We start from the raw sequence: 19,755 nt of genomic DNA on the forward strand, positions 1-19,755 counted from the left end.
CCAGCCTATCGTTCCGAGGGGGCGTCGGAGCCGGCCGGAGGCCGGTTTCCACGTCGTGAAAGAAGCACGATGACGACGGCCGCGACGACGAGGACGCCGATGATCCCGAGGACCCAGAACCCGACCGGGTCCGCGCCTTCGACGGCATCCTGCGGGGCCTGAGTCGCGACGGCCTCGGGGGTCTCCGACGGTGTCGTGGAGGCGGTGGCTGTCGGCGTGGCGGTGGGGGCCGTGACCGTGCTCGTCGTCACGGTGAAGGAGAACTCGCCCGAGGTCGGGTGGCCGTCGCTCGAGACGATCTTCCAGACGACGTGATAGACCCCGGCGTCGCCCTCGGCGGCGAGCGGCTGCGTGACGATGGCGCCGTCCACGGTCGCGGGTCCGTCGGTCACCGAGGCGCCGGCGGCATCCGTCACGACGACCTCGGTCGCGCCCTCGCCGGTGATCAGCTTCTCGCTGAAGGTGAGGGTGATCTCGCCGGGCAGCGTCTCGACCGTGCCGTCCGCGGCGGGGGATGACGCGATGAGCGCATCGTGCGCCGAGGCGGAGAGCGGCGCGAACAGCACGACGAAGGCGGTGAGCAGGGCCGCCGCCAGCGCTGCGGGGGCGAGAGGGATGCTGCGAGCTGTGGTCTTCACCGCTCCAGCCTATGAATCCTCCGTATGGGATGGCTGAGTGCACCTGCACCTCCCGGAGGCCGCCTTCGATCGGTTAGTCTGGACGATCAGGAGGGCACAGTGACAGACAACGACAGCCGACCGGCCGGCGACGCCGCGATTCACCGTTCCGGTGAGCAGAAGCACGACGTGACGCAGACGTTCGGGCACGATTCGGATCTTTCCTTCGTGCCGTTCGGCGTGGAGCTCACAGACGTGGAGCAGAGCGCCATCGCCTCCCTTCCGTCGGGATCCGCCCTGCTGCTGGTCCGCTCCGGCGCTCTCGCAGGGGCCCGCTACCTCCTCGACACCGACGTCACCACGGTCGGCCGTCACCCGGAGGCCGACATCTTCTTCGACGACGTGACCGTGTCGCGCCGTCACGCCGAGATCACCCGCACGGGGACCTCCTTCGAGATCATCGACCAGCGGTCGCTCAACGGCACCTACGTCAACGGCGAGCGGGTCGACCGCAGCCCCATCGTCGACGGCTCCGAGCTGCGCGTCGGCAAGTTCCGGCTGAACTTCTTCGCTTCACCGCTCGACCGCGTCGCGGCGAACGACTGATGGCGGCCGCTCCCGCCCGCGAACGGTCTGCGTCCGCGGGCCTGCTGAGCATCGGTCAGGTCCTCGCCCGGCTCACGCCGGAGTTCCCCGATCTGACCTCCAGCAAGCTGCGCTTCCTCGAAGTGCAGGGGATCGTCACCCCGTCCAGGACCGAGTCCGGATACCGGAAGTTCTCGACCGCCGACATCGAGCGGCTGCGCCTGGGGCTCACCCTGCAGCGCGACCACTACCTGCCGCTGAGCGTCATCCGCGAACAGCTCGACGACGCCGATGCGAGCGGCGAGGCGGCGGGAATCGTCCCGCCCCCGTCGATCACCCCCACCCCTCGGCGCTACCGCCGAGAGGAGCTGCTGGCCGCGGCGGGCGCCGGGCCCCAGCTGCTCAACGACGCGATCAGCACCGGAGTGATCACGGCGCAGGAGAACTATCCGGAGGCGACGGTCACGCTGCTGCGCAGCCTCGTGGGCCTCGATCGCCACGGCATCGAGCCGCGGCACCTCCGGTCTCTGCGACAGGGAGCCGAGCGGGAGGTCGCGCTGATCGAATCCGCGCTGTCCGCACTGCTGCGTCGCACCGATGCGGCATCGCGGGCGAAGGCGAGCGAGATGGCTCCCGAGCTCGCCGCGAAGATCGACGAAGTGCGCTCGCTCTTCGTCAAGGACGCGCTCACCAGGGTGCTTTCGTAACGAACTGATTGCGACACACCTTCGAGGTCGCACGGATGTCATTGCCGCTGCCTGGACGCTGCTCTAGCGTGGAGGTAACAGCTCCAGGGAGGACTTCAGATGAGTGCGGATGAGCGTGCAGGCGACCCGCGGTTCGTGACCGAACTCCTCTTCACCGACGGTCTTCCGGCGATGGATGACGAGGTCGGCTACCGCGGCGCGGTGGCTGCTCGCGCAGCCGGGATCACCTATCGTCAGCTGGACTACTGGGCGCGCACCGAGCTCGTGGAGCCGACCGTCCGTGGCGCCAGCGGCTCGGGTTCGCAGCGCCTCTACGGTTTCCGCGACATCCTCGTGCTCAAGCTCGTGAAGAGCCTTCTCGACACGGGCATCTCGCTGCAGCAGATCCGCACCGCGGTCGAGGAGCTCCGTCGCGCCGGCATCCGCGACCTCGCGGGCACCACGCTGATGAGCGACGGCGCCTCGGTCTACCTGTGCACCTCGAACGACGAGGTCATCGACCTCGTGAGCCGCGGCCAGGGCGTGTTCGGCATCGCCGTCGGGAAGGTCCTGCGCGAGGTGGAGTCCACTCTCGTGGAGTTCGATCCCACTGCGCCCGATCCCGTCGACGAGCTCTCGGCCCGACGGTCCAAGCGCTCCGCCTGAACGTCACCGGAAACGGAAAACGCCCGCTCATCGAGCGGGCGTTTCGCGTAGCGGTGGGGATCAGGCCTGAGGACCGGTCTCCGCGACCTGGATGCGTCCGGTGCGGATGATCCGGTCGAGCAGCTGGTCGAAGTCTGCGGCGAGCTCCTGTGCGGAGTCTCCCGGCCAGATGTGCAGCGGCTTGGCCGCACCCTGGGCCTGCTGCAGCGACGTGCGCTCCGGCAGCTGGGGGGAGAGCACGAGCGGGCCGAACATGTCGCGCAGCTCCTTGATGCGGAACTGGTGCTCGATCGACTGCGGGCGCACGCGGTTGACCACGATGCCCAGCGGCTGGAGGCGAGGAGAGAGTCCACGACGGATCTCCTCGATCGCGCGCAGGGCGCGATCCGCCGCGGCCACGGAGAACAGGCCGGGCTCGGTGACGACCATGACGCGGTCGCTCGCGGCCCACGCCGTACGGGTCAGCGCGTTCAGCGATGGAGCGCAGTCGATCAGGACGAGGTCGTAGTCGGCTTCGACGGATGCCAGCGCCTCCTCGAGCTTCCACACGTCGCGGACGCTGGGGTGCGGCCCGTCGAAGTTGATCGCCGAGGGGCTGCCGATGAGCACGTCGATCGTGCCGGGGTGCACCTTCGCCCAGCCGCTGGAGGTGATCGCCTGACGGACGACCTTCTCCTTCGGGTTCGCCAGGACGTCGGCGATGTTGAGCCGGCCGGCCACCTGGATATCCATCCCGGTGGACACGTCGGACTGCGGGTCGAGGTCGACGACGAGCGTCCGGACACCACGGGCGAAGGCCGCTGAGGCCAGGCCGAGGGTCACGGTCGTCTTGCCGACGCCTCCCTTGAGAGAGCTGACGCTGAGTACGTGCACGGACACCACGTTACCTTCCCCTAGGCTGGGGGAACACTCAGCCCCGCCCCATGCGCGTCGAAAACGCCGTGCATCGAGCTCTTAGAGGTGTGCATGTTCACGAAGATCCTTGTGGCGAACCGCGGCGAGATCGCGATCCGTGCCTTCCGTGCGGCCTTCGAGGTGGGAGCGAGGACCGTGGCGGTCTTCCCCCACGAGGACCGCGGATCCGTTCACCGGCTGAAGGCCGATGAAGCATACGAGATCGGGGAGCGCGGTCATCCGGTCAGGGCCTACCTGAACGTCGACGAGATCATCCGCGTGGCGCTGGAGGCCGGAGCGGACGCGATCTACCCCGGCTACGGATTCCTCTCGGAGAACCCCGAGCTCGCAGAGAAGGCTGCCGCCAACGGCATCGTCTTCATCGGGCCTCCCGCGAACGTGCTCGAGATGGCGGGGAACAAGGTCGAGGCCAAGCGCCACGCGATCGAGGCGGGCGTGCCCGTCCTCCGCTCCACCGAGGCGTCGGATGACGTCGAGGCTCTCGTGGCCCAGGCCGACGGGATCGGCTTCCCGCTCTTCGCGAAGGCCGTCGCCGGCGGCGGCGGACGAGGGATGCGCCGCGTGGAGACGAAGGGCGAGTTGGCCCCCGCTCTCGCGGAGGCCATGCGCGAGGCGTCCAGTGCCTTCGGCGACCCGCGCATGTTCCTGGAGCAGGCCGTCCTGCGACCTCGTCATATCGAGGTTCAGATCCTCGCCGACAAGACCGGCGAGACCGTGCACCTCTTCGAGCGGGACTGCTCGGTGCAGCGGCGCCACCAGAAGGTGGTCGAGATCGCTCCGGCACCCAACCTCGATGACGGCATCCGCACCGCCCTGCACGGTTACGCGGTCGCCTTCGCCCGCTCGATCGGGTACGAGAACGCCGGCACCGTCGAGTTCCTGCTGGAGACGGCGGGGGAGCGCGCGGGAGAGGTCGTCTTCATCGAGATGAACCCGCGCATCCAGGTCGAGCACACGGTCACCGAGGAGGTCACCGACGTCGACCTGGTGCAGAGCCAGATGCGGATCGCCGCGGGGGAGACCCTCGCCGACCTCGGGCTGCAGCAGGAGAACCTGCACCTGCGCGGTGCGGCCCTGCAGTGTCGGATCACCACGGAGGACCCGACCCAGGGGTTCCGGCCCGATACGGGCAAGATCACCACGTACCGGTCACCGGGCGGTGCGGGCGTCCGTCTCGACGGCGGCACCGTGCACCAGGGCGCGCAGATCAGCCCGCACTTCGACTCGATGCTCGCGAAGCTGACCTGTCGAGGACGCGACTTCCCCGCCGCGGTCGCCCGCGCGCGCCGCGCCCTCGCCGAGTTCCGCATCCGTGGCGTCTCCACCAACATCCCGTTCCTGCAGGCGCTGCTCGACGACGACGCCTTCGTGGCCGGAGATGTGAGCACGTCCTTCATCGACGAACGTCCTGAGCTACTCCGCGGACGGATCTCCAAGGACCGCGGGACGAAGATCCTGAACTGGCTGGTGGACGTCACGGTGAACAAGCCGCACGGGGCCCACCCCGGCGTCATCGATCCGGTGGCGAAGCTCCCTACGATCGACCTCGCAGCCGCGCCCGCTCCCGGATCACGGCAGCGGCTGCTCGAACTCGGACCGGAGGGGTTCGCGAAGAGCCTGCGTGCGCAGTCCGCCCTCGCCATCACCGACACGACGTTCCGCGACGCTCACCAGTCGCTGCTCGCGACGCGTGTGCGCACGAAGGACCTGGTCGCCGCTGCTCCCTACCTCGCCCGCCTGACCCCCGGACTGCTGTCGGTGGAGGCCTGGGGCGGCGCGACCTACGACGTCGCGCTGCGGTTCCTCGGCGAGGACCCGTGGGAGCGGCTCGACAAGCTGCGGGCGGCTCTGCCGAACGTCGCCATCCAGATGCTGCTGCGGGGGCGCAACACGGTCGGCTACACGCCGTACCCCACTGCGGTCACCGAGGCGTTCGTCTCGGAGGCGGCCGCCAGCGGCGTCGACATCTTCCGCATCTTCGACGCGCTCAACGACGTCGAGCAGATGCGTCCAGCGATCGAGGCCGTGCGTCGGACGGGCACCGCGGTCGCGGAGGTCGCTCTCTGCTACACGGGAGATCTGCTGAACCCCGCCGAGGACCTCTACACCCTCGACTACTACCTGGCGCTCGCGGATCAGATCGTCGCCGCCGGAGCCCACATCATCGCGATCAAGGACATGGCGGGCCTGCTCCGCCCCGCGGCGGCGTCGAAGCTCGTGGCCGCTCTTCGCGAGCGCTTCGATCTGCCCGTGCACCTGCACACGCACGACACGCCAGGCGGCCAGCTCGCGACCCTGCTCGCCGCGAGCGCTGCGGGCGTCGACGCGGTGGATGCAGCATCCGCTCCGCTCTCGGGCACCACGAGCCAGCCCTCGCTCTCGTCTCTCGTCGCGGCGCTCGCGCACACCGAGCGCGACAGCGGCATCGACCTCGACGGTGTCTCCGACCTCGAGCCGTACTGGGAGGCCGTGCGCCGTCAGTACGCGCCGTTCGAGTCCGGCCTGCCCGGACCCACCGGACGCGTATACCACCACGAGATCCCGGGCGGCCAGCTGTCCAACCTGCGCCAGCAGGCGAAGGCTCTCGGACTCGCCGACGACTTCGAGCTGATCGAGGACATGTACGCGGCGGCCGACCGCATCCTCGGTCGCGTGCCGAAGGTGACGCCCTCCTCCAAGGTCGTCGGAGACCTCGCGCTGCACCTCGCCGCCGTGAAGGCGGATCCGGCGGACTTCGAGGCGAATCCCGAGAAGTACGACGTGCCGGACTCGGTGGTCGGATTCATGGCCGGCGAGCTGGGCGATCTTCCCGGCGGCTGGCCCGAGCCCTTCCGCACGAAGGTGCTCGCAGGGCGCGCGGTGCGCACCGGTATGACCGAGATCTCCGCCGACGACGAGGCCGCACTCGCGGGAGACAGCGCCGCGCGTCGGGAGCGACTGAACACCCTGCTGTTCCCCGCTCCGACGAAGGAGTTCGCTCAGATGCGCGAACTCTTCGGCGATCTCTCGGTCCTCGACACGAGCGACTACCTGTACGGGCTCGTCCAGGGACAGGAGCACCTCATCGAGATCGACCGCGGCGTGCAGCTGTACGTCGGGCTCGAGGCGATCGGCGAGGCGGATGACAAGGGCATGCGCACGGTCATGACCACCCTGAACGGGCAGCTGCGCCCGGTGTTCGTGCGCGATCGCTCGATCGTCGTCGACGCCCATGAGGTCGAGAAGGCCGACACCTCCGTGCCCGGTCAGGTGGCGGCGCCGTTCTCCGGCGTGGTCACCCTGAAGGTCGAGGTAGGCTCCGCCGTCAGGGCAGGGGAGCCCGTCGCCTCGATCGAGGCGATGAAGATGGAAGCGGCGATCACGGCGCCGGTCGACGGGGTCATCGAGCGCCTCGCGATCGGAGAGACGCAGCAGGTGGACGCAGGAGATCTTTTGGTCGTGATCCGCCCCGCGCACTAATCTTGTGCGGGCGAGGGCCGCGCACGCACGTGACGCACCCGAGGCCCGCACAAGCTTGGAGTGACATCGTGACCGTGAAAAAGGGGTCCACCCCGAAAGACGAAGAGTCGAGAGGGGTGCTCGACGAAGCCGCGTCCCTGGACACGTCCGGGATCGGCATCCTCGGCGGCACGGCCCAGGTGAACGTGATCCTTCCGCAGGCGGACGATGACGATCTCGCCGACGACGGCGTCGTCGACGGCGAGGTCGTCGATCTGATCATCGACGACGAACCGGTCTTCGATCGCACAGCGTTCGTCGAGAACGAGATCGCGCCCGAGGCGGATGCCGTCATCGAGTCGATCGTCATCGAGCTGCCCGCGGACGCGGAGATGCCGCACACCGTGCCGTCCGCGGAGGCGGTCGAGATGCCGGCGTCGTCTGACGGGACCGTCGAGGAGTCCGCGCCCGAGGCCGCGCTGCCCGAGCCTCTCCAATCCGAGCCTCTCGACTCCGAGGTCGCAGAGGTCATCGTGTCGGAGGTCGTCGAGTCGGAGCCCGTCGAGGCCGCCGACGCCGAGGCCGAGATCGCAGCGGCCGATCGCATCGCCGTGGCCGATCGCATCGAGGTCGACGAGCCCACGGTCGCCGAGAGCACAGCCGCGGTGGTCTCGTCTGAGGCTCAGGCTGAGGCTGAGGCTGAGGCTGAGGCTGAGGCTGAGCCGGAGTCGGCGCCCGCGCCCACGGCTGAGCCCGAACCTGAACTCGCAGCTGAGCCCGAGCCGGAAGCCGTGACTGAGCCCGAGACTGCGACCGAGACCGGGACGGAGCCCGAGTCCGAGCCCGAGTCCGAGCCCGAGGACCTCGTCGCTGCCGAGGCGGCAGCGGCCGCTGCCTTCATCGCGCGCGCGAAGGCCGATCTCGAGGCCAAGGCGACGGCTCTCGCCCCTTCGCCGACTGCCGCATCCCGAAAGGAGATCCCCGTCGTGAACGTTGCGAAGGAGAAGTCCGTGGCGACGCAGCCCACCCGTGCGTCGCGCACCGAAGTGGCGCTCTCGTCGAAGCGCCTCGACGATCTGGGGGAGGCCTCGCGCGAGAGCGCCGATCTGCTCACCGCCGACCGTCTGCTCGACCCGAGCCGCGTCACCAGGCCCGAGCCGGAGGGCGCGTGGAGCCACTTCCTCTACACGGTCTCCGGGCGCCGCATCAACATCGGCGACGGCAGGCGTGCTCGCGAGCGAAAGGCGCTCAGCGCGAGGATCGCGGCCCCGCTGTCCGGCGGCGCGCGCTTCGTGCCCGTTCTGTCGCGCAAGGGCGGTGTCGGCAAGACGACGATCACCGCGCTCCTGGGAATGGCGCTCGCGGATGCTCGCGAGGACAGGGTCATCGCGGTCGACGCCAACCCAGACAGGGGCACTCTCGCCGATCGCGTCGTGCGGTCGGCCCACAGCCGGACGGTGCGCGACCTCGTCCGCATCCACGATGACGTGAAGGGTTACCACGACATCTCCTCGATCGTCGCACGCGACGCCACCCGTCTCGATGTGCTGGCCTCGGATTCCGACCCCCGCATCGCGGAGGCGTTCAGCGACAGCGACTACCGCGACGTCGCAGGCGTCGCGGCGCACTACTACTCCCTCGTCCTCACGGACACGGGCACGGGCATCGTCCACTCCGTGATGTCTGCGACGCTCGACCTCGCCGACCAGGTCGTGATCGTGTCGGGTCTCAGCGTCGACGAGGCGCGGTTGGCGTCCGAGACGCTGACCTGGCTGGAGACCAACGGATACGCGGAGCAGGCACGGGAGGCCATCGTGGTGCTCAACCAGTCCACGCCCGGTGCTCCGCTGGTGCGGCTGAACGAGCTCGAGGCGCACTTCCGCACCAGAGCCAAGAAGGTCGTCCGGGTGCCGTACGATTCCCAGATCGCGGGAGGCGGCACGATCGTCTTCGCGAACCTGCAGCCGGAGACCCGTGTCGCGGCGCGAGAGCTCGCGGCGCTGCTGGTCGAGGGCCTTCGGGCGAAGGCCGCCTGATGGCCGTCCGTGAGATCCGCGTGTTCGGCGACCCCGTGCTGCGCACCGTGTGCGCGCCGATCGAGGAGATCGACGACGGCGTGCGCGCCCTGGTGACCGATCTGGTGGAGACCGTGGAGCTGCCCGGACGGGCGGGCGTCGCCGCGCCGCAGATCGGCGTCGCGCTGCGCGCCTTCAGCTACAACATCGACGGCGACATCGGCTACGTGTTGAACCCGGTGCTGACGGAGGTCCGCGGTGAGGCCGTGCCGACCGGCGAGGGCTGCCTCTCGGTGCCAGGGCTCTGGCACGACGCTCTGCGGCATCCCTGGGCCCGTGCGGAGGGCATCGACCTCGATGGCAACCCCGTGGTGCTGGAGGGCGACGGTCTGCTGGCCCAGGCCCTGCAGCACGAGACGGATCACCTCGACGGCAAGCTGTACCTGACCCGCCTCGATCCGGAGACCCGCAAGGTCGCCATGCGCGAGGTGCGCGAGAGCTCCTGGTTCTGACCGGTCATGCAGAAGGGCCCCGCCGAGGCGGGGCCCTTCTGCATGACCGCGGTGGATCCGAGCTCAGCCGCCGATCGCGACGTTCGTGGTGGCGACGGGCTCGTCGTAGATCGCCGAGATCTCGTCGGCGAAGTCGCTCATGATGACGTTCCTCTTGATGGAGAGCTTGGGCGTGAGGTGGCCCGATGCCTCAGTCCACTCGCTGTCGAGGATCGTGAACTTGCGGATCGACTCCGCGCGGGAGACGCGGGTGTTCGCGGCATCCACCGCCTTCTGCACCTCGGCGCGCACGGCGGCGTTCGTCGACGCCTCCGCGAGGGACATGTCGGCCGGGAGCCCGTTGTTGCCCAGCCAGGTCGGAAGCATCTCGGGGTCCAGCGTGATGAGTGCGGAGATGAACGGCTTCTGATCGCCCACGACGACCACCTGACCGATGATCGGGTTCGCGCGGATCGGGTCCTCGAGTGCGGCGGGGGCGACGTTCTTGCCGCCCGCCGTCACGATGATCTCCTTCTTGCGACCCGTGATCGTGAGGAAGCCCTCGGCGTCGAAGGTGCCGATGTCGCCGGTGCGGAACCAGCCGCCCTCGCTGAACGCGTCGGCGGTCGCCTGCGGGTTGTTCCAGTACTCCTTGAACACGTTGATGCCGCGGACCTCGATCTCGCCGTCCTCGGCGAGACGGATGCCGACGCCGGGGAGCGCGGGGCCCACCGTGCCGATCTTCGACTTGTCCGCGAGGTTGACCGTGGCGGGCGCCGTGGTCTCGGTCAGGCCGTAGCCCTCAAGGATCACCACGCCGAGGCTGTGGAAGAAGTGGCCGAGACGCGCGCCGAGGGGGGCGGAGCCGGACACGGCGTAGACGACGTTGCCGCCCATGGCCTCGCGCAGTTTGCTGTAGACGAGCTTGTTGAAGAGCGCGAACTTCAGGCGCATGCCGAACGGGATCGGCTTGCCGGCCTCGAGGAGCTTCGAGTGCTCGATCGCGACCTCGGCGGCGGCGCGGAAGATCTTGCCCTTGCCGCCGGCCTCGGCCTTCTGTTCGGCCGAGTTGTAGACCTTCTCGAACACACGGGGCACCGCGAGGAGGAAGGTCGGTTTGAAGGAGCCGAGCGCCGGCAGCAGCTGCCGGGTGTCGGGCTGGTGGCCGGTGCGGACGCCGGCGTGCACGTCGAGGATCGAGATGAAGCGCGCGAACACGTGCGCCGTGGTGATGAACAGCAGCGTGGAGGCGCCGGGCGTCTGCACCACCTCGTTGAGGGACTTCGCCGCGTTGCGGGAGAGCTCGACGAAGTTGCTGTGGGTGAGGACGCAGCCCTTGGGGCGGCCGGTCGAGCCCGACGTGTAGATGAGGGTCGCGATGTCGCTGCCGACTGCGAGGTTGCGTCGACGCTCGATCTCGTCATCCGTCACCGCGGCACCCTGCGCGGTGAGGGCGTCGATCGCTCCGAGGTGCATCTGCCAGACCTCGCGGATCAGGGGGAGGTCGCCGCGGACCTCGTCGACCCGGGAGAAGTGCTCGGGGGACTCCACGAGGAGGGCGATGGCGCCGGAGTCCTCGAGGATCCACTGGATCTGCGACGGCGAGCTGGTCTCGTAGATCGGGACCATCACGGCCCCGGCGTAGAACAGCGCGAAGTCGACGAGCGTCCACTCGTACGTCGTGCGAGCGAGGAAGCCGACCTTCTCTCCCGGCTGGATGCCGGCGGCGGCGAACCCCTTGGCCAGGGCGATCACGGCCGTCTGGAAATCGGCGGCGGTGATGTCGCGCCAGCCTTCTCCGTCGGGCACGGAGAAGAGCGCGAGGTTCGGAGTGGCTTCGACGCGCTTCGCCAGGATGTCGGAGATGTTCGCATCTGGGTCGGCGGGGACGACGGCGGGGACTTCAAACTGGACCACGGCAGCTCCTTCGGTACCGGTCGGGCACGTGTTCACCCGAGTCTAAGGCATGGGACTGAATTTCATTCAGGGTGAAACTCAGTCGCCACCGTGAACGGAAGCCATCCACGGCGCTAGACTTCACCACGATGTTCTACTGGCTGATGAAGTACGTCGTGATCGGCCCTCTGGTGAAGGCGATCTTCCGACCATGGGTGGTGGGCCGAGCGAACGTGCCCGCCAGCGGCGCGGCGATCCTCGCCAGCAACCATCTGTCGTTCGCCGACTCGATCTTCCTGCCGCTCATGCTCGACAGGTCCATGTCCTTCCTCGCCAAGAGCGACTACTTCACCGGGCGCGGCATCAAGGGCCGGGCCACGAAGTTCTTCATGAAGGCCACGGGTCAGCTGCCGATCGACCGGTCGGGTGGCAAGGCGTCCGAGGCATCCCTCAACACGGGGCTGCAGGTGCTGGGCGGCGGCGACCTCCTCGGCATCTATCCCGAGGGGACGCGCAGCCCCGACGGAAAGCTGTACCGGGGGCGCACCGGCATCGCCCGGATGGCGCTCGAGGCCAAGGTCCCCGTCGTCCCGGTGATCATGGTCGACACCGATACGGCGATGCCGATCGGCCGGCGCATCCCGCGGATCATGCGCGTGGGGATCGTCATCGGAGAGCCGCTCGACTTCTCGCGCTACGCGGGCATGGAGAACGACCGCTACATCCTCCGGTCCGTCACCGACGAGATCATGGTCGCCCTCCAGCGGCTGGGGGAGCAGGAGTACGAAGACGTCTACGCGTCGACCGTCAAGGACCGCCTTCCGGCCGCTGCCACACGGCGCTCCTGAGCCTCAGCTCCCGCTAGGCTGGGGGCATGCTCCCGCACCACATCGACGCCCTTGACGCGTGGCGCTCGCTCCCGATCAAGCAGCAGCCGCAGTGGCCCGACGCAGAGCGCGTCGCCGAGGTCTCCCGCCAGATCTCGACCCTCCCTCCGCTGGTCTTCGCCGGTGAGGTCGACAACCTCCGGGATCGCCTCGCCCGCGCGGCATCCGGCCGGGCGTTCCTGCTGCAGGGCGGCGACTGCGCCGAGACGTTCGCCGGAGCGACCGCCGAGCAGATCCGCAACCGCATCAAGACGGTCCTGCAGATGGCCGTGGTGCTCACCTACGGGGCGTCGATGCCCATCGTGAAGATGGGACGCATGGCCGGGCAGTTCGCCAAGCCGCGCTCCAGCGACTCCGAGACCCGCGGCGACGTCACGCTCCCCGCCTACCGCGGCGACATCGTCAACGGCTACGACTTCACCGAGGGATCCCGTCAGGCCGACCCCGGCCGACTGCTGCAGGGGTACCACACGGCCGCGTCCACGCTGAACCTCATCCGCGCCTTCACGCAGGGTGGTTTCGCCGACCTCCGCGAGGTGCACTCGTGGAACAAGGGCTTCGCGCAGAACCCGGCGAACCAGCGCTACGAGCGCATGGCCGCCGAGATCGACCGCGCGATCAAGTTCATGGAGGCCGCGGGTGCGGACTTCGACGAGCTCAAGCGCGTCGAGTTCTTCACCGGTCACGAGGGCCTGCTGATGGACTACGAGCGGCCGATGACGCGCATCGACTCCCGCACGGACACCCCGTACAACACCTCGGCGCACTTCCTCTGGATCGGCGAGCGGACCCGAGAGCTCGACGGCGCGCACGTCGACTACTTCTCGAAGATCCGCAACCCCATCGGCGTCAAGCTCGGCCCGACGACGTCGCCCGACACGGCGCTCGCGCTGATCGACAAGCTCGACCCGAACCGTGAGCCCGGTCGGCTGACCTTCATCACGCGCATGGGCGCCGGCAAGATCCGCGATGCGCTTCCGCCGCTGCTCGAGGCCGTCCGTGATTCGGGTGCGCAGCCGCTGTGGGTCACCGACCCGATGCACGGCAACGGCATCACCACGCCGACCGGGTACAAGACCCGTCGCTTCGACGACGTCGTCGACGAGGTCCGCGGATTCTTCGAGGCGCACCGCGCGGTGGGCACGTTCCCCGGCGGCATCCACGTCGAACTGACCGGCGACGACGTCACGGAGTGCCTGGGCGGTTCCGAGCAGATCGACGAGGCCGCGCTCGGCACGCGCTACGAGAGCCTGTGCGACCCGCGTCTGAACCACATGCAGTCGCTCGAACTCGCCTTCCTCGTGGCCGAGGAGCTCGAGAAGCGCTGACACGCGCCGAACGCCGAATGAAGAAGGGCCGGAACCTCCTGGGTTCCGGCCCTTCTTCATGTCGGGTCAGGAACGCGTGCGGCGGCGGACGATCAGCAGCACGGCACCCGCGAGGAGCAGGATGCCGGCGCCCCCGGCCACCGGCAGGAGCCAGGATGCGTCACCGCCGGTCGTGGCCAGGTCGCCCGGTCGCACGGAGCCTCCGGTGCCGGGGGTCGTCGCCCCGCCGGACGCGGTCACCGTCAGCGGGGTGCGGGCCGTGACCTCGCCCGCGACGGCGAAGATCTCGTGCGCTCCCGGCGCGGTGCCCGCGGGGACCGCCCCGGTGAAGCGCAGGGCGCCCTGGGCGTCGGTCGAAGCGGTGCCCAGCACGACCGGATCGCTGTGCAGCTCGATGCGCACCTCCGTCGAGATGGGGAACCCCGTTCCCGTGACGGTGAGCTCAGCGCCGGCCTTCACGCTCGACGCGCTCAGGGTGAGCGAGGGCACCGCGGGCGTCGACGTGTCGGGGAACACCTCGGAGGCGGCGCCGAGGCGCAGGAACACGGTCTCGCCCGTGGCGTCCTTCAGCCCGTCGTTGTCGGTGACCCCGTACAGGCGGCCGTCCGCGGCGATCGCGAAGCCCTCGAGCTTCTCCTGGGTCCAGCCGGCCGTCGCCCTCAGCTGCGGCAGCACGTCGATCGCGGTCGTCTTCTCGAGCACGGTCAGAGGCTGCCCGAACGCGCTGGGCGCAGCATCCGCCGGGATGTCGACTCGGGTCACGCGCTTCACCGCGGCCGAGGGGCCGTTGAGCTTGTCGCGCTCGATGATCGCGAACGTGTCGTCGTCGATCGCCGTGATCTCCGACAGCCCCATCCAGTCCCCCTGGGTGGTCGTCGCGTCGAGGCGGTAGCCGAACCACTCCCACGCGCCCGTCGCCGGGTCGAGGCGGCCGATGCGGGTGATGTCGGCTCCGTCCACGGTGCCGGCGGCGAGGTTCGATGGGTCGGTCCAGAGCGGACGCTGGATGACGCTCCACACGCGGAGGTCGGCACCCTCGCCGGTCACGGTGACGCCCTCGAAGCCCCACTTGCCGACGTGCGCGGCGACCTCGGCCGGCAGCGGGTGACGCGAGAGCACGGTACCTGCGGCATCCGTGTGGACGATGGTGTTCCCGGCTCCCACCGCGCCCTCCACGGCCAGCCAGAAGGTGCCGTCCGCGGCGGCGGAGATGCCCTCCACATCCAGCGCGATGGGCGAGCCGTTCTCGGTGACGGCCGTCGAGGTGGTGATGCGAGCAGGAGTCTGCGACACGTCGACCGTGTAGATCGTCGCCGGGGAGACGACGGCGTCGCTCGCGGCGTACACGAGCGAGGAGTTCGTCGGGTGCCCGGAGAGCGCGCCGAGCGCGGACCATCCGATCGGCGCCCCGTCGACGGTATCGGACAGGATGCTCGGCTGCGCGGGAGCACCGGCGCCGAAGGAGAACAGGCTCACGGAGGCGCGGACGCCGACGCTCGCGTCGTCCGTCTCGCTGGACACGACGAGCAGGTCGCGCCCCGGCACCGGCAGGATGCCCTCGGGGCCGTTGGTCGTGAACAGGATCTGATCGAACACGGGGGAGGCAGGGTCGGTCATGTCGTACACGGCGACGAAGTTGGAGCGCTCACTGGCGACGAACACATAAGGCGTGCCGCCGAACTCGGCGAACGCGAGCCCTTCGGGCTCGGCCCCCTTCTTGGCTGCGCGGTCCTCGTTGTGCAGGCCGTACTGCACGGCGATGTTCGCGAAGCTGTTCCCCGCGTCCCACACCGGCAGACCGGTCGCGGTGTCGAACACCGTCCAGCCGCGGGTGCCGCCCTTCCAGTCGCCCTCGTTGGCCGTGGCCACCAGACCGTCGCCGACCCACGCGATCGAGTCGGGCTCGCGAGGCGTCGCCGGCAGCGATCCGGTAAGGTCGATGCGGCCGTCCTTCACGGTGTCCACGCCGCTGAGCGCGACCGTGCCCGCCGAGAAGACGGACGTGATCGTCTTGGTCTCCAGGTCGATCACGGCGATGCCGTTGTTCTCCTGGAGCGTCACCGCGAGCCGGTTGCGATCGTCGATGGTGACGTACTCCGGCTCCGGGTCCTGCGGGGTGTCGATTCCGGATGCCGCGACGATCGGCAGCGGGCTGCCGTCCTCGGCGAGGAAGCGCACGGGGGTCGTGGTCCAGGCAGCGGGGTCCTCGCCGAGGTCGAGCACCTGGACGAACCCGCCGGGCAGCTGGGGGAGATCCCCCTTCTTGCCGCCGGCGGGCTTGATCTCCTCGTCGCGCTGGTTCTCCATCGCGATCGCCGCGTACGCGCCGTCGTGCGAGATCGCGATGGAGTCGGGCTGGCCGCCCAGATCGATCGAGCGCACGAGGGAGCGGTCGGATGCGCGCAGCACGTCGAGCCGCCCGTGCGGATCGGTGAACTGCCCGCCGGTCTCGTCGATCACGACGAGGACGTAGTCGCCGTAGGAGGCGACCGACGTGGGCTGGTCGTCGGGGTGGCCGAGATCGGCGAGGGAGACCGTTCCGGTTCCGCGGGGGTTCGACGGGTCGGTCACATCGACGAAGCCGATCCGCTTTCCGAGAGCGTCGGTGTAGACGACGGTGCCGTCGGCGGTGATCGTGGAGATCTCCGCGACGGTGGCGGATGCCGGGTCCACACCTGCAGGAGCGTTGAGGTACACGGGGTAGGTCGCGGCGCGGGAGAAGACGTCGGCGGTGCGGGGGGCCGCGGACGCCGGGACGGCGGCGACGGTGATCGTGCCGGCCAGAAGGCAGGTCGCGAGCACCGCGGCGGAGAGGGGACGAGAGGGCATGGGCACACTCCGGGTCGGCGAGTACGGGGGTACTCGACAGAGTGTGGGCGTCAGGCATCCGGCAGATGCCGGGGGAGTTGCCCCGCCGTGGCCGGGAGGTGAACGGCGGGTGACGTGCGGCGGATGCTAGCCGCTGAGTCCCATCTGGAGCACGATGGTGGTGCTCTTGCGCTGCGGCTCGGTCGGGCTGTAGGAGACGACCTTGGTGTTCTTGTTGTCGAGCAGGTCCCACGCACCGTCCGGGATCATGGTGTCGCTGGTGTAGCTCCACTTGAACCCGGCGTTGGTGAGGGCCTCCTTCGCCTTGTCCCGCGTCATCCCCTTCACATCGGGGACGTCGAACAGCTCGGGCCCCTTCGAGACGATGAGCTGGATGGTGTCGCCCGGTCGCCAGGATCCCGCCTCGGCGCGGTCGGCGTACCCGATCACCTTGTCCTTGGCGACGTCCTCGCTGAACCTGAGGTCGCTCTCCGGGTTGACCACGAGGTCCTTGTCGGTCAGCGTCTTGGTCGCCTGGTTGACGTTCATGCCGCTGACGTCGGGGACAGGGCCCACCGACACCTGGATGGTCGCCGTGTCCTTCTCGTGCACCGTGCAGCCCTGGTCGCAGCCGAAGGCGTCGCCGCCGCCACGAGGGGTGATGCGCACGTTGAGGACCTTGCCGTCGTCGAGGTCGTCGAAGTACTTCTCGTCGTCGGTGATGTCGAGGTTCGCCGCGTCGAGCTGGCCGCGGACGGTCTCGACGTCCACTCCGGCGACGGGGGCGAGATCGTGCGGTGCGGGTCCGGTGGAGACGATCACCGTGACCGTCACGCCTCTGTCGAGACGCTGGCCCTCTCCGGGGTCCGTCTTGATGACCTCTCCTGCGGGGATGTCGACGGAGAACTCGTCCTTCTGCGCCGGTACGAATCCCTCGGACGTCAGCGTATCCGCGGCGTCCTGGTACGACATCCCGGCCACGCCGGGCACGGCCACGAGCGAACCGGGGCCCGATCCGAACCACCAGCCGACGCCGCCGGCGACCGCGGCCAGCAGCAGCACGAGCGTGAGCAGGAAGGCGCCGCGGGCGCGTCGCTTCAACGACCGGCGACGCAGCAGGGTCGCGTTGTCGACCGTCTGCGGCACGGGAGCCGTGGGGTCGGCGATGGGCAGAGTTCCCGGCATGACCTTGGTGAGATCGCCGGAGTCGGCGTGCGCGCGCTGCGGCGCGGTGGCCGAGGCGACAGCGGGGGCGATGCCGAGAGAACGCTCGATCTCGCGCAGGCGCTCCAGCATCTGGCCCGCGTCGTCCGGGCGGTCGTCTGGGGACTTCTCGGTGGCCCAGAGCACGAGCTCGTCGAGCTGCTCGGGGACGCCGGGGTTGCGCGCGCTCGGCCTCGGCACCGACTCCGTCGCGTGCTGGAAGGCGATCTGCATGGGCTGCTCGCCCTTGTAGGGCTGCTCGCCGACCAGCATCTCGTAGAGCATGATGCCGAGCGCGTAGATGTCGCTGCGGGCATCGGCGGTGCCGCGCGTGACGAGCTCGGGGGCGAGGTAGGCGATCGTGCCGAGCAGCTGCTGACCTGTCGCGGTGTTCGCGGTGGTTGCTCGTGCGAGGCCGAAGTCACCGATCTTGATGCGGCCGTCCTCGGCCAGCAGCACGTTCTCGGGCTTCACGTCGCGATGCACGATGCCGGCGCGGTGAGCAGCGGAGAGACCGGAGAGCACCGCATCCATGATCGTGATCGTCTGCGAGATCGTGAGGCGCTTCTGCTCGCGGAGAAGCTCGCGCAGGGTGATGCCCGGCAGGTACTCCATCACCAGATAGGCGAGCTCGCCGTCCTGGCCCTGGTCGAAGACGTTGACGACGTGCGGGTCGGCCAGACGCGCCGCCGAACGGGCCTCCTGGATGAACCGGCTCTGGAAGGCCGAGTCGTCGCTGAGGTGCGCGTGCATGACTTTGAGGGCGATGCGCCGCTCGAGGCGGAGGTCGGTGGCGACGTACACCGTCGCCATGCCGCCTCGTGCGATCCGGGCCCTGACCCGGTACCGACCGTCGACGAGCCGCCCGATGAGGGGGTCGGCCTGCTGATTGGTCGTCACGTCAAGATTCTATGGAAGACAGGCTGAAAGCCTGCGGAACGGCTCGCCCCTGAGGGCTGCGGGTTTGCCGGGAGCTTCACCCGAGGTGGGCGAGCCACTGGTATGCCTGGGACTCCCACTGGCCGTAACGCAGGGGATATGCGGAGATCTGCACCGCCTGGGCGGCGTCCGTGAACGCCATGCCGTCCCAGCCGGGGATGTCGAGCAGACCGCGGGAGTTCTGCCCGTTGGGGTCGCTCTGACCGCCGTAGAAGACGCGGGTGCTGCGGTCGGCATCCATGATCTGCTCCGCGGCACCCCACCCGGTGCTCGGGCGTTGCTGGAAGAGTCCGAGCGAGTCGCGGTCTCCGTAGGAGAGGTTGCGCATGCCCGACTCGACCATCGCGGTGGCCAGTGCGATCGCGACGCCGCGATCGGAGACCCCGAGCTGGCGGCCGATACGGACGATGAGCGCCGCGTTCGCCGTCTGCTCCGCGTCGAGGCTCGCGCTGAGCTGCTCTGTGCCGGATGCCGCTGCGGCAGGGGGAGCGGAGACGGTGATGCTCTGCCCCGGATAGATGATCGATCCCGGGCCCAGGCCATTCCAGGCGTACAGGTTCGCGGTCGAGGTGCCGTGGTTCTGGGCGATCGCGGAGAGCGTGTCGCCCGCGACCACCGTGTAGGCCTGTCCGCCCGTCGGCGCCGGTGCGGCGATGACCGCCGGAGCGGCCGCAGGGGCCGAGGCTCCGGTGACCGCAAGGGACTGGCCCGGGTAGATCACGGATGCCCTGGTGAGACCGTTGGCAGCGAGCACGGCGTCGACCGTGGTGCCGTACTTCTGCGCGATGCCGTAGACGGTGTCCCCGGCGACGACCAGGTGGCTCTGCCCGACCGCAGCCGACGGCGCGGGAGAGGCGGGCGCTGCGGCGCCCGTGAGGGTGAGCGTCTGGCCGGGGTGGATCACCGAGCGCCAGGTGAGGCCGTTCCATGCGAGCACATCCGTGGTGCGCAGACCGTGCTGCTGCGCGATGGCGGACACCGTGTCGCCAGGCTGCACGACGTAGCTCGTCGGCGAAGCCGTGGCGGGCACGATCCGAAGGCCGGAGAGATGGAGGCGCTCGATCTGCGTCGATGACGCGTCGGCGGATGCCGGGGCCGCGGCGATCGTTCCGGCGAGGGTGCCGAGCACGGCAGCGGGCACCCCCAGCTGCAGGTAGCGCATGCGTCGCGCTGCGGAGTTCGGTCTCACGGGTCCCCCTTGTTCGACGTCTGCCCACGCTGACACGTAAGTAAACAGAAGTCAACAATAGTGACTCAAGTGAAAGATGTGACGGGTGTGAC

General features: G+C 69.3%; 14 protein-coding genes. 8 read left to right on the top strand and 6 right to left on the bottom strand.

What is annotated here, in order from left to right; all coding sequences use genetic code 11:
* Positions 1-5: 5 nt before the first annotated feature.
* The gene (locus MRBLWH10_RS05020; RefSeq protein WP_341941866.1) at positions 6-638 is read right to left on the bottom strand and encodes a copper resistance CopC family protein; all 633 of its coding nucleotides are present in this window, start codon (positions 636-638) and stop codon (positions 6-8) included.
* A gap of 99 nt (positions 639-737) precedes the next feature.
* Between MRBLWH10_RS05020 and MRBLWH10_RS05025 the strand changes: the two genes are divergently transcribed.
* The 3 genes from MRBLWH10_RS05025 (at position 738) to MRBLWH10_RS05035 (ending at position 2,554) form a co-directional block, all read left to right on the top strand.
* Positions 738-1,223 carry an FHA domain-containing protein gene (locus MRBLWH10_RS05025; RefSeq protein WP_105676937.1) on the top strand — a complete coding sequence of 162 codons (486 nt, stop codon included), beginning with the start codon at positions 738-740 and terminating at the stop codon, positions 1,221-1,223.
* The gene (locus MRBLWH10_RS05030; RefSeq protein WP_223586247.1) at positions 1,223-1,909 is read left to right on the top strand and encodes a MerR family transcriptional regulator; all 687 of its coding nucleotides are present in this window, start codon (positions 1,223-1,225) and stop codon (positions 1,907-1,909) included. Before MRBLWH10_RS05025 ends, MRBLWH10_RS05030 begins: the two co-directional genes overlap by 1 nt.
* Before the next feature lie 99 nt (positions 1,910-2,008).
* A complete protein-coding gene (locus tag MRBLWH10_RS05035) occupies positions 2,009-2,554 on the top strand; it encodes a MerR family transcriptional regulator (protein ID WP_105677517.1) in 546 nt (181 codons plus the stop codon).
* Between the two features lie 60 nt (positions 2,555-2,614).
* Here MRBLWH10_RS05035 and MRBLWH10_RS05040 read toward each other — a convergent pair whose 3' ends face one another.
* Positions 2,615-3,427 carry a ParA family protein gene (locus tag MRBLWH10_RS05040; RefSeq protein WP_105677519.1) on the bottom strand — a complete coding sequence of 271 codons (813 nt, stop codon included), beginning with the start codon at positions 3,425-3,427 and terminating at the stop codon, positions 2,615-2,617.
* A 93-nt stretch (positions 3,428-3,520) separates the two neighbouring features.
* On the opposite strand from MRBLWH10_RS05040, the gene MRBLWH10_RS05045 reads away from it, so the two are divergent.
* The 3 genes from MRBLWH10_RS05045 (at position 3,521) to MRBLWH10_RS05055 (ending at position 9,434) form a co-directional block, all read left to right on the top strand.
* A complete protein-coding gene (locus tag MRBLWH10_RS05045; protein ID WP_341941867.1) occupies positions 3,521-6,928 on the top strand; it encodes a pyruvate carboxylase in 3,408 nt (1,135 codons plus the stop codon).
* 68 nt (positions 6,929-6,996) lie between these two features.
* Positions 6,997-8,943 (top strand): AAA family ATPase, encoded by a 1,947-nt coding sequence (locus MRBLWH10_RS05050; RefSeq protein WP_341941868.1) that lies wholly within the window; start codon positions 6,997-6,999, stop codon positions 8,941-8,943.
* A complete protein-coding gene (locus MRBLWH10_RS05055) occupies positions 8,943-9,434 on the top strand; it encodes a peptide deformylase (RefSeq protein WP_341941869.1) in 492 nt (163 codons plus the stop codon). The genes MRBLWH10_RS05050 and MRBLWH10_RS05055 overlap by 1 nt, the downstream gene beginning before the upstream one ends.
* A gap of 63 nt (positions 9,435-9,497) precedes the next feature.
* Here MRBLWH10_RS05055 and MRBLWH10_RS05060 read toward each other — a convergent pair whose 3' ends face one another.
* Positions 9,498-11,330 carry a long-chain fatty acid--CoA ligase gene (locus MRBLWH10_RS05060; protein ID WP_341941870.1) on the bottom strand — a complete coding sequence of 611 codons (1,833 nt, stop codon included), beginning with the start codon at positions 11,328-11,330 and terminating at the stop codon, positions 9,498-9,500.
* A gap of 128 nt (positions 11,331-11,458) precedes the next feature.
* Between MRBLWH10_RS05060 and MRBLWH10_RS05065 the strand changes: the two genes are divergently transcribed.
* A complete protein-coding gene (locus MRBLWH10_RS05065; RefSeq protein ID WP_341941871.1) occupies positions 11,459-12,157 on the top strand; it encodes a lysophospholipid acyltransferase family protein in 699 nt (232 codons plus the stop codon).
* 26 nt (positions 12,158-12,183) lie between these two features.
* On the top strand, positions 12,184-13,524 hold the full coding sequence (locus MRBLWH10_RS05070) for a 3-deoxy-7-phosphoheptulonate synthase class II (RefSeq protein WP_105676486.1): 1,341 nt from the start codon (positions 12,184-12,186) through the stop codon (positions 13,522-13,524).
* Between the two features lie 66 nt (positions 13,525-13,590).
* Here the strand turns inward: MRBLWH10_RS05070 and MRBLWH10_RS05075 are convergent, their stop codons facing one another.
* From MRBLWH10_RS05075 to MRBLWH10_RS05085, 3 genes are all read right to left on the bottom strand, one after another.
* Positions 13,591-16,353 (bottom strand): esterase-like activity of phytase family protein, encoded by a 2,763-nt coding sequence (locus tag MRBLWH10_RS05075; protein ID WP_341941872.1) that lies wholly within the window; start codon positions 16,351-16,353, stop codon positions 13,591-13,593.
* A gap of 126 nt (positions 16,354-16,479) precedes the next feature.
* On the bottom strand, positions 16,480-18,435 hold the full coding sequence (pknB, locus tag MRBLWH10_RS05080; RefSeq protein ID WP_341941873.1) for a Stk1 family PASTA domain-containing Ser/Thr kinase: 1,956 nt from the start codon (positions 18,433-18,435) through the stop codon (positions 16,480-16,482).
* A gap of 76 nt (positions 18,436-18,511) precedes the next feature.
* Positions 18,512-19,663 carry a LysM peptidoglycan-binding domain-containing protein gene (locus tag MRBLWH10_RS05085; RefSeq protein ID WP_341941874.1) on the bottom strand — a complete coding sequence of 384 codons (1,152 nt, stop codon included), beginning with the start codon at positions 19,661-19,663 and terminating at the stop codon, positions 18,512-18,514.
* Between the last annotated feature and the right edge of the window lie 92 nt (positions 19,664-19,755).

This window comes from Microbacterium sp. LWH10-1.2, from assembly GCF_038397765.1.
GTDB lineage: Bacteria > Actinomycetota > Actinomycetes > Actinomycetales > Microbacteriaceae > Microbacterium > Microbacterium natoriense.

Bases quoted from the DNA above. Each gene is read 5' to 3' on its own strand.
- MRBLWH10_RS05045 (WP_341941867.1), top strand. From the start codon at position 3,521: ATGTTCACGAAGATCCTTGTGGCGAACCGCGGCGAGATCGCGATCCGT.
- MRBLWH10_RS05065 (WP_341941871.1), top strand. From the start codon at position 11,459: ATGTTCTACTGGCTGATGAAGTACGTCGTGATCGGCCCTCTGGTGAAG.
- MRBLWH10_RS05035 (WP_105677517.1), top strand. From the start codon at position 2,009: ATGAGTGCGGATGAGCGTGCAGGCGACCCGCGGTTCGTGACCGAACTC.
- MRBLWH10_RS05070 (WP_105676486.1), top strand. From the start codon at position 12,184: ATGCTCCCGCACCACATCGACGCCCTTGACGCGTGGCGCTCGCTCCCG.
- MRBLWH10_RS05075 (WP_341941872.1), bottom strand. From the start codon at position 16,353: ATGCCCTCTCGTCCCCTCTCCGCCGCGGTGCTCGCGACCTGCCTTCTG.
- MRBLWH10_RS05055 (WP_341941869.1), top strand. From the start codon at position 8,943: ATGGCCGTCCGTGAGATCCGCGTGTTCGGCGACCCCGTGCTGCGCACC.
- MRBLWH10_RS05030 (WP_223586247.1), top strand. From the start codon at position 1,223: ATGGCGGCCGCTCCCGCCCGCGAACGGTCTGCGTCCGCGGGCCTGCTG.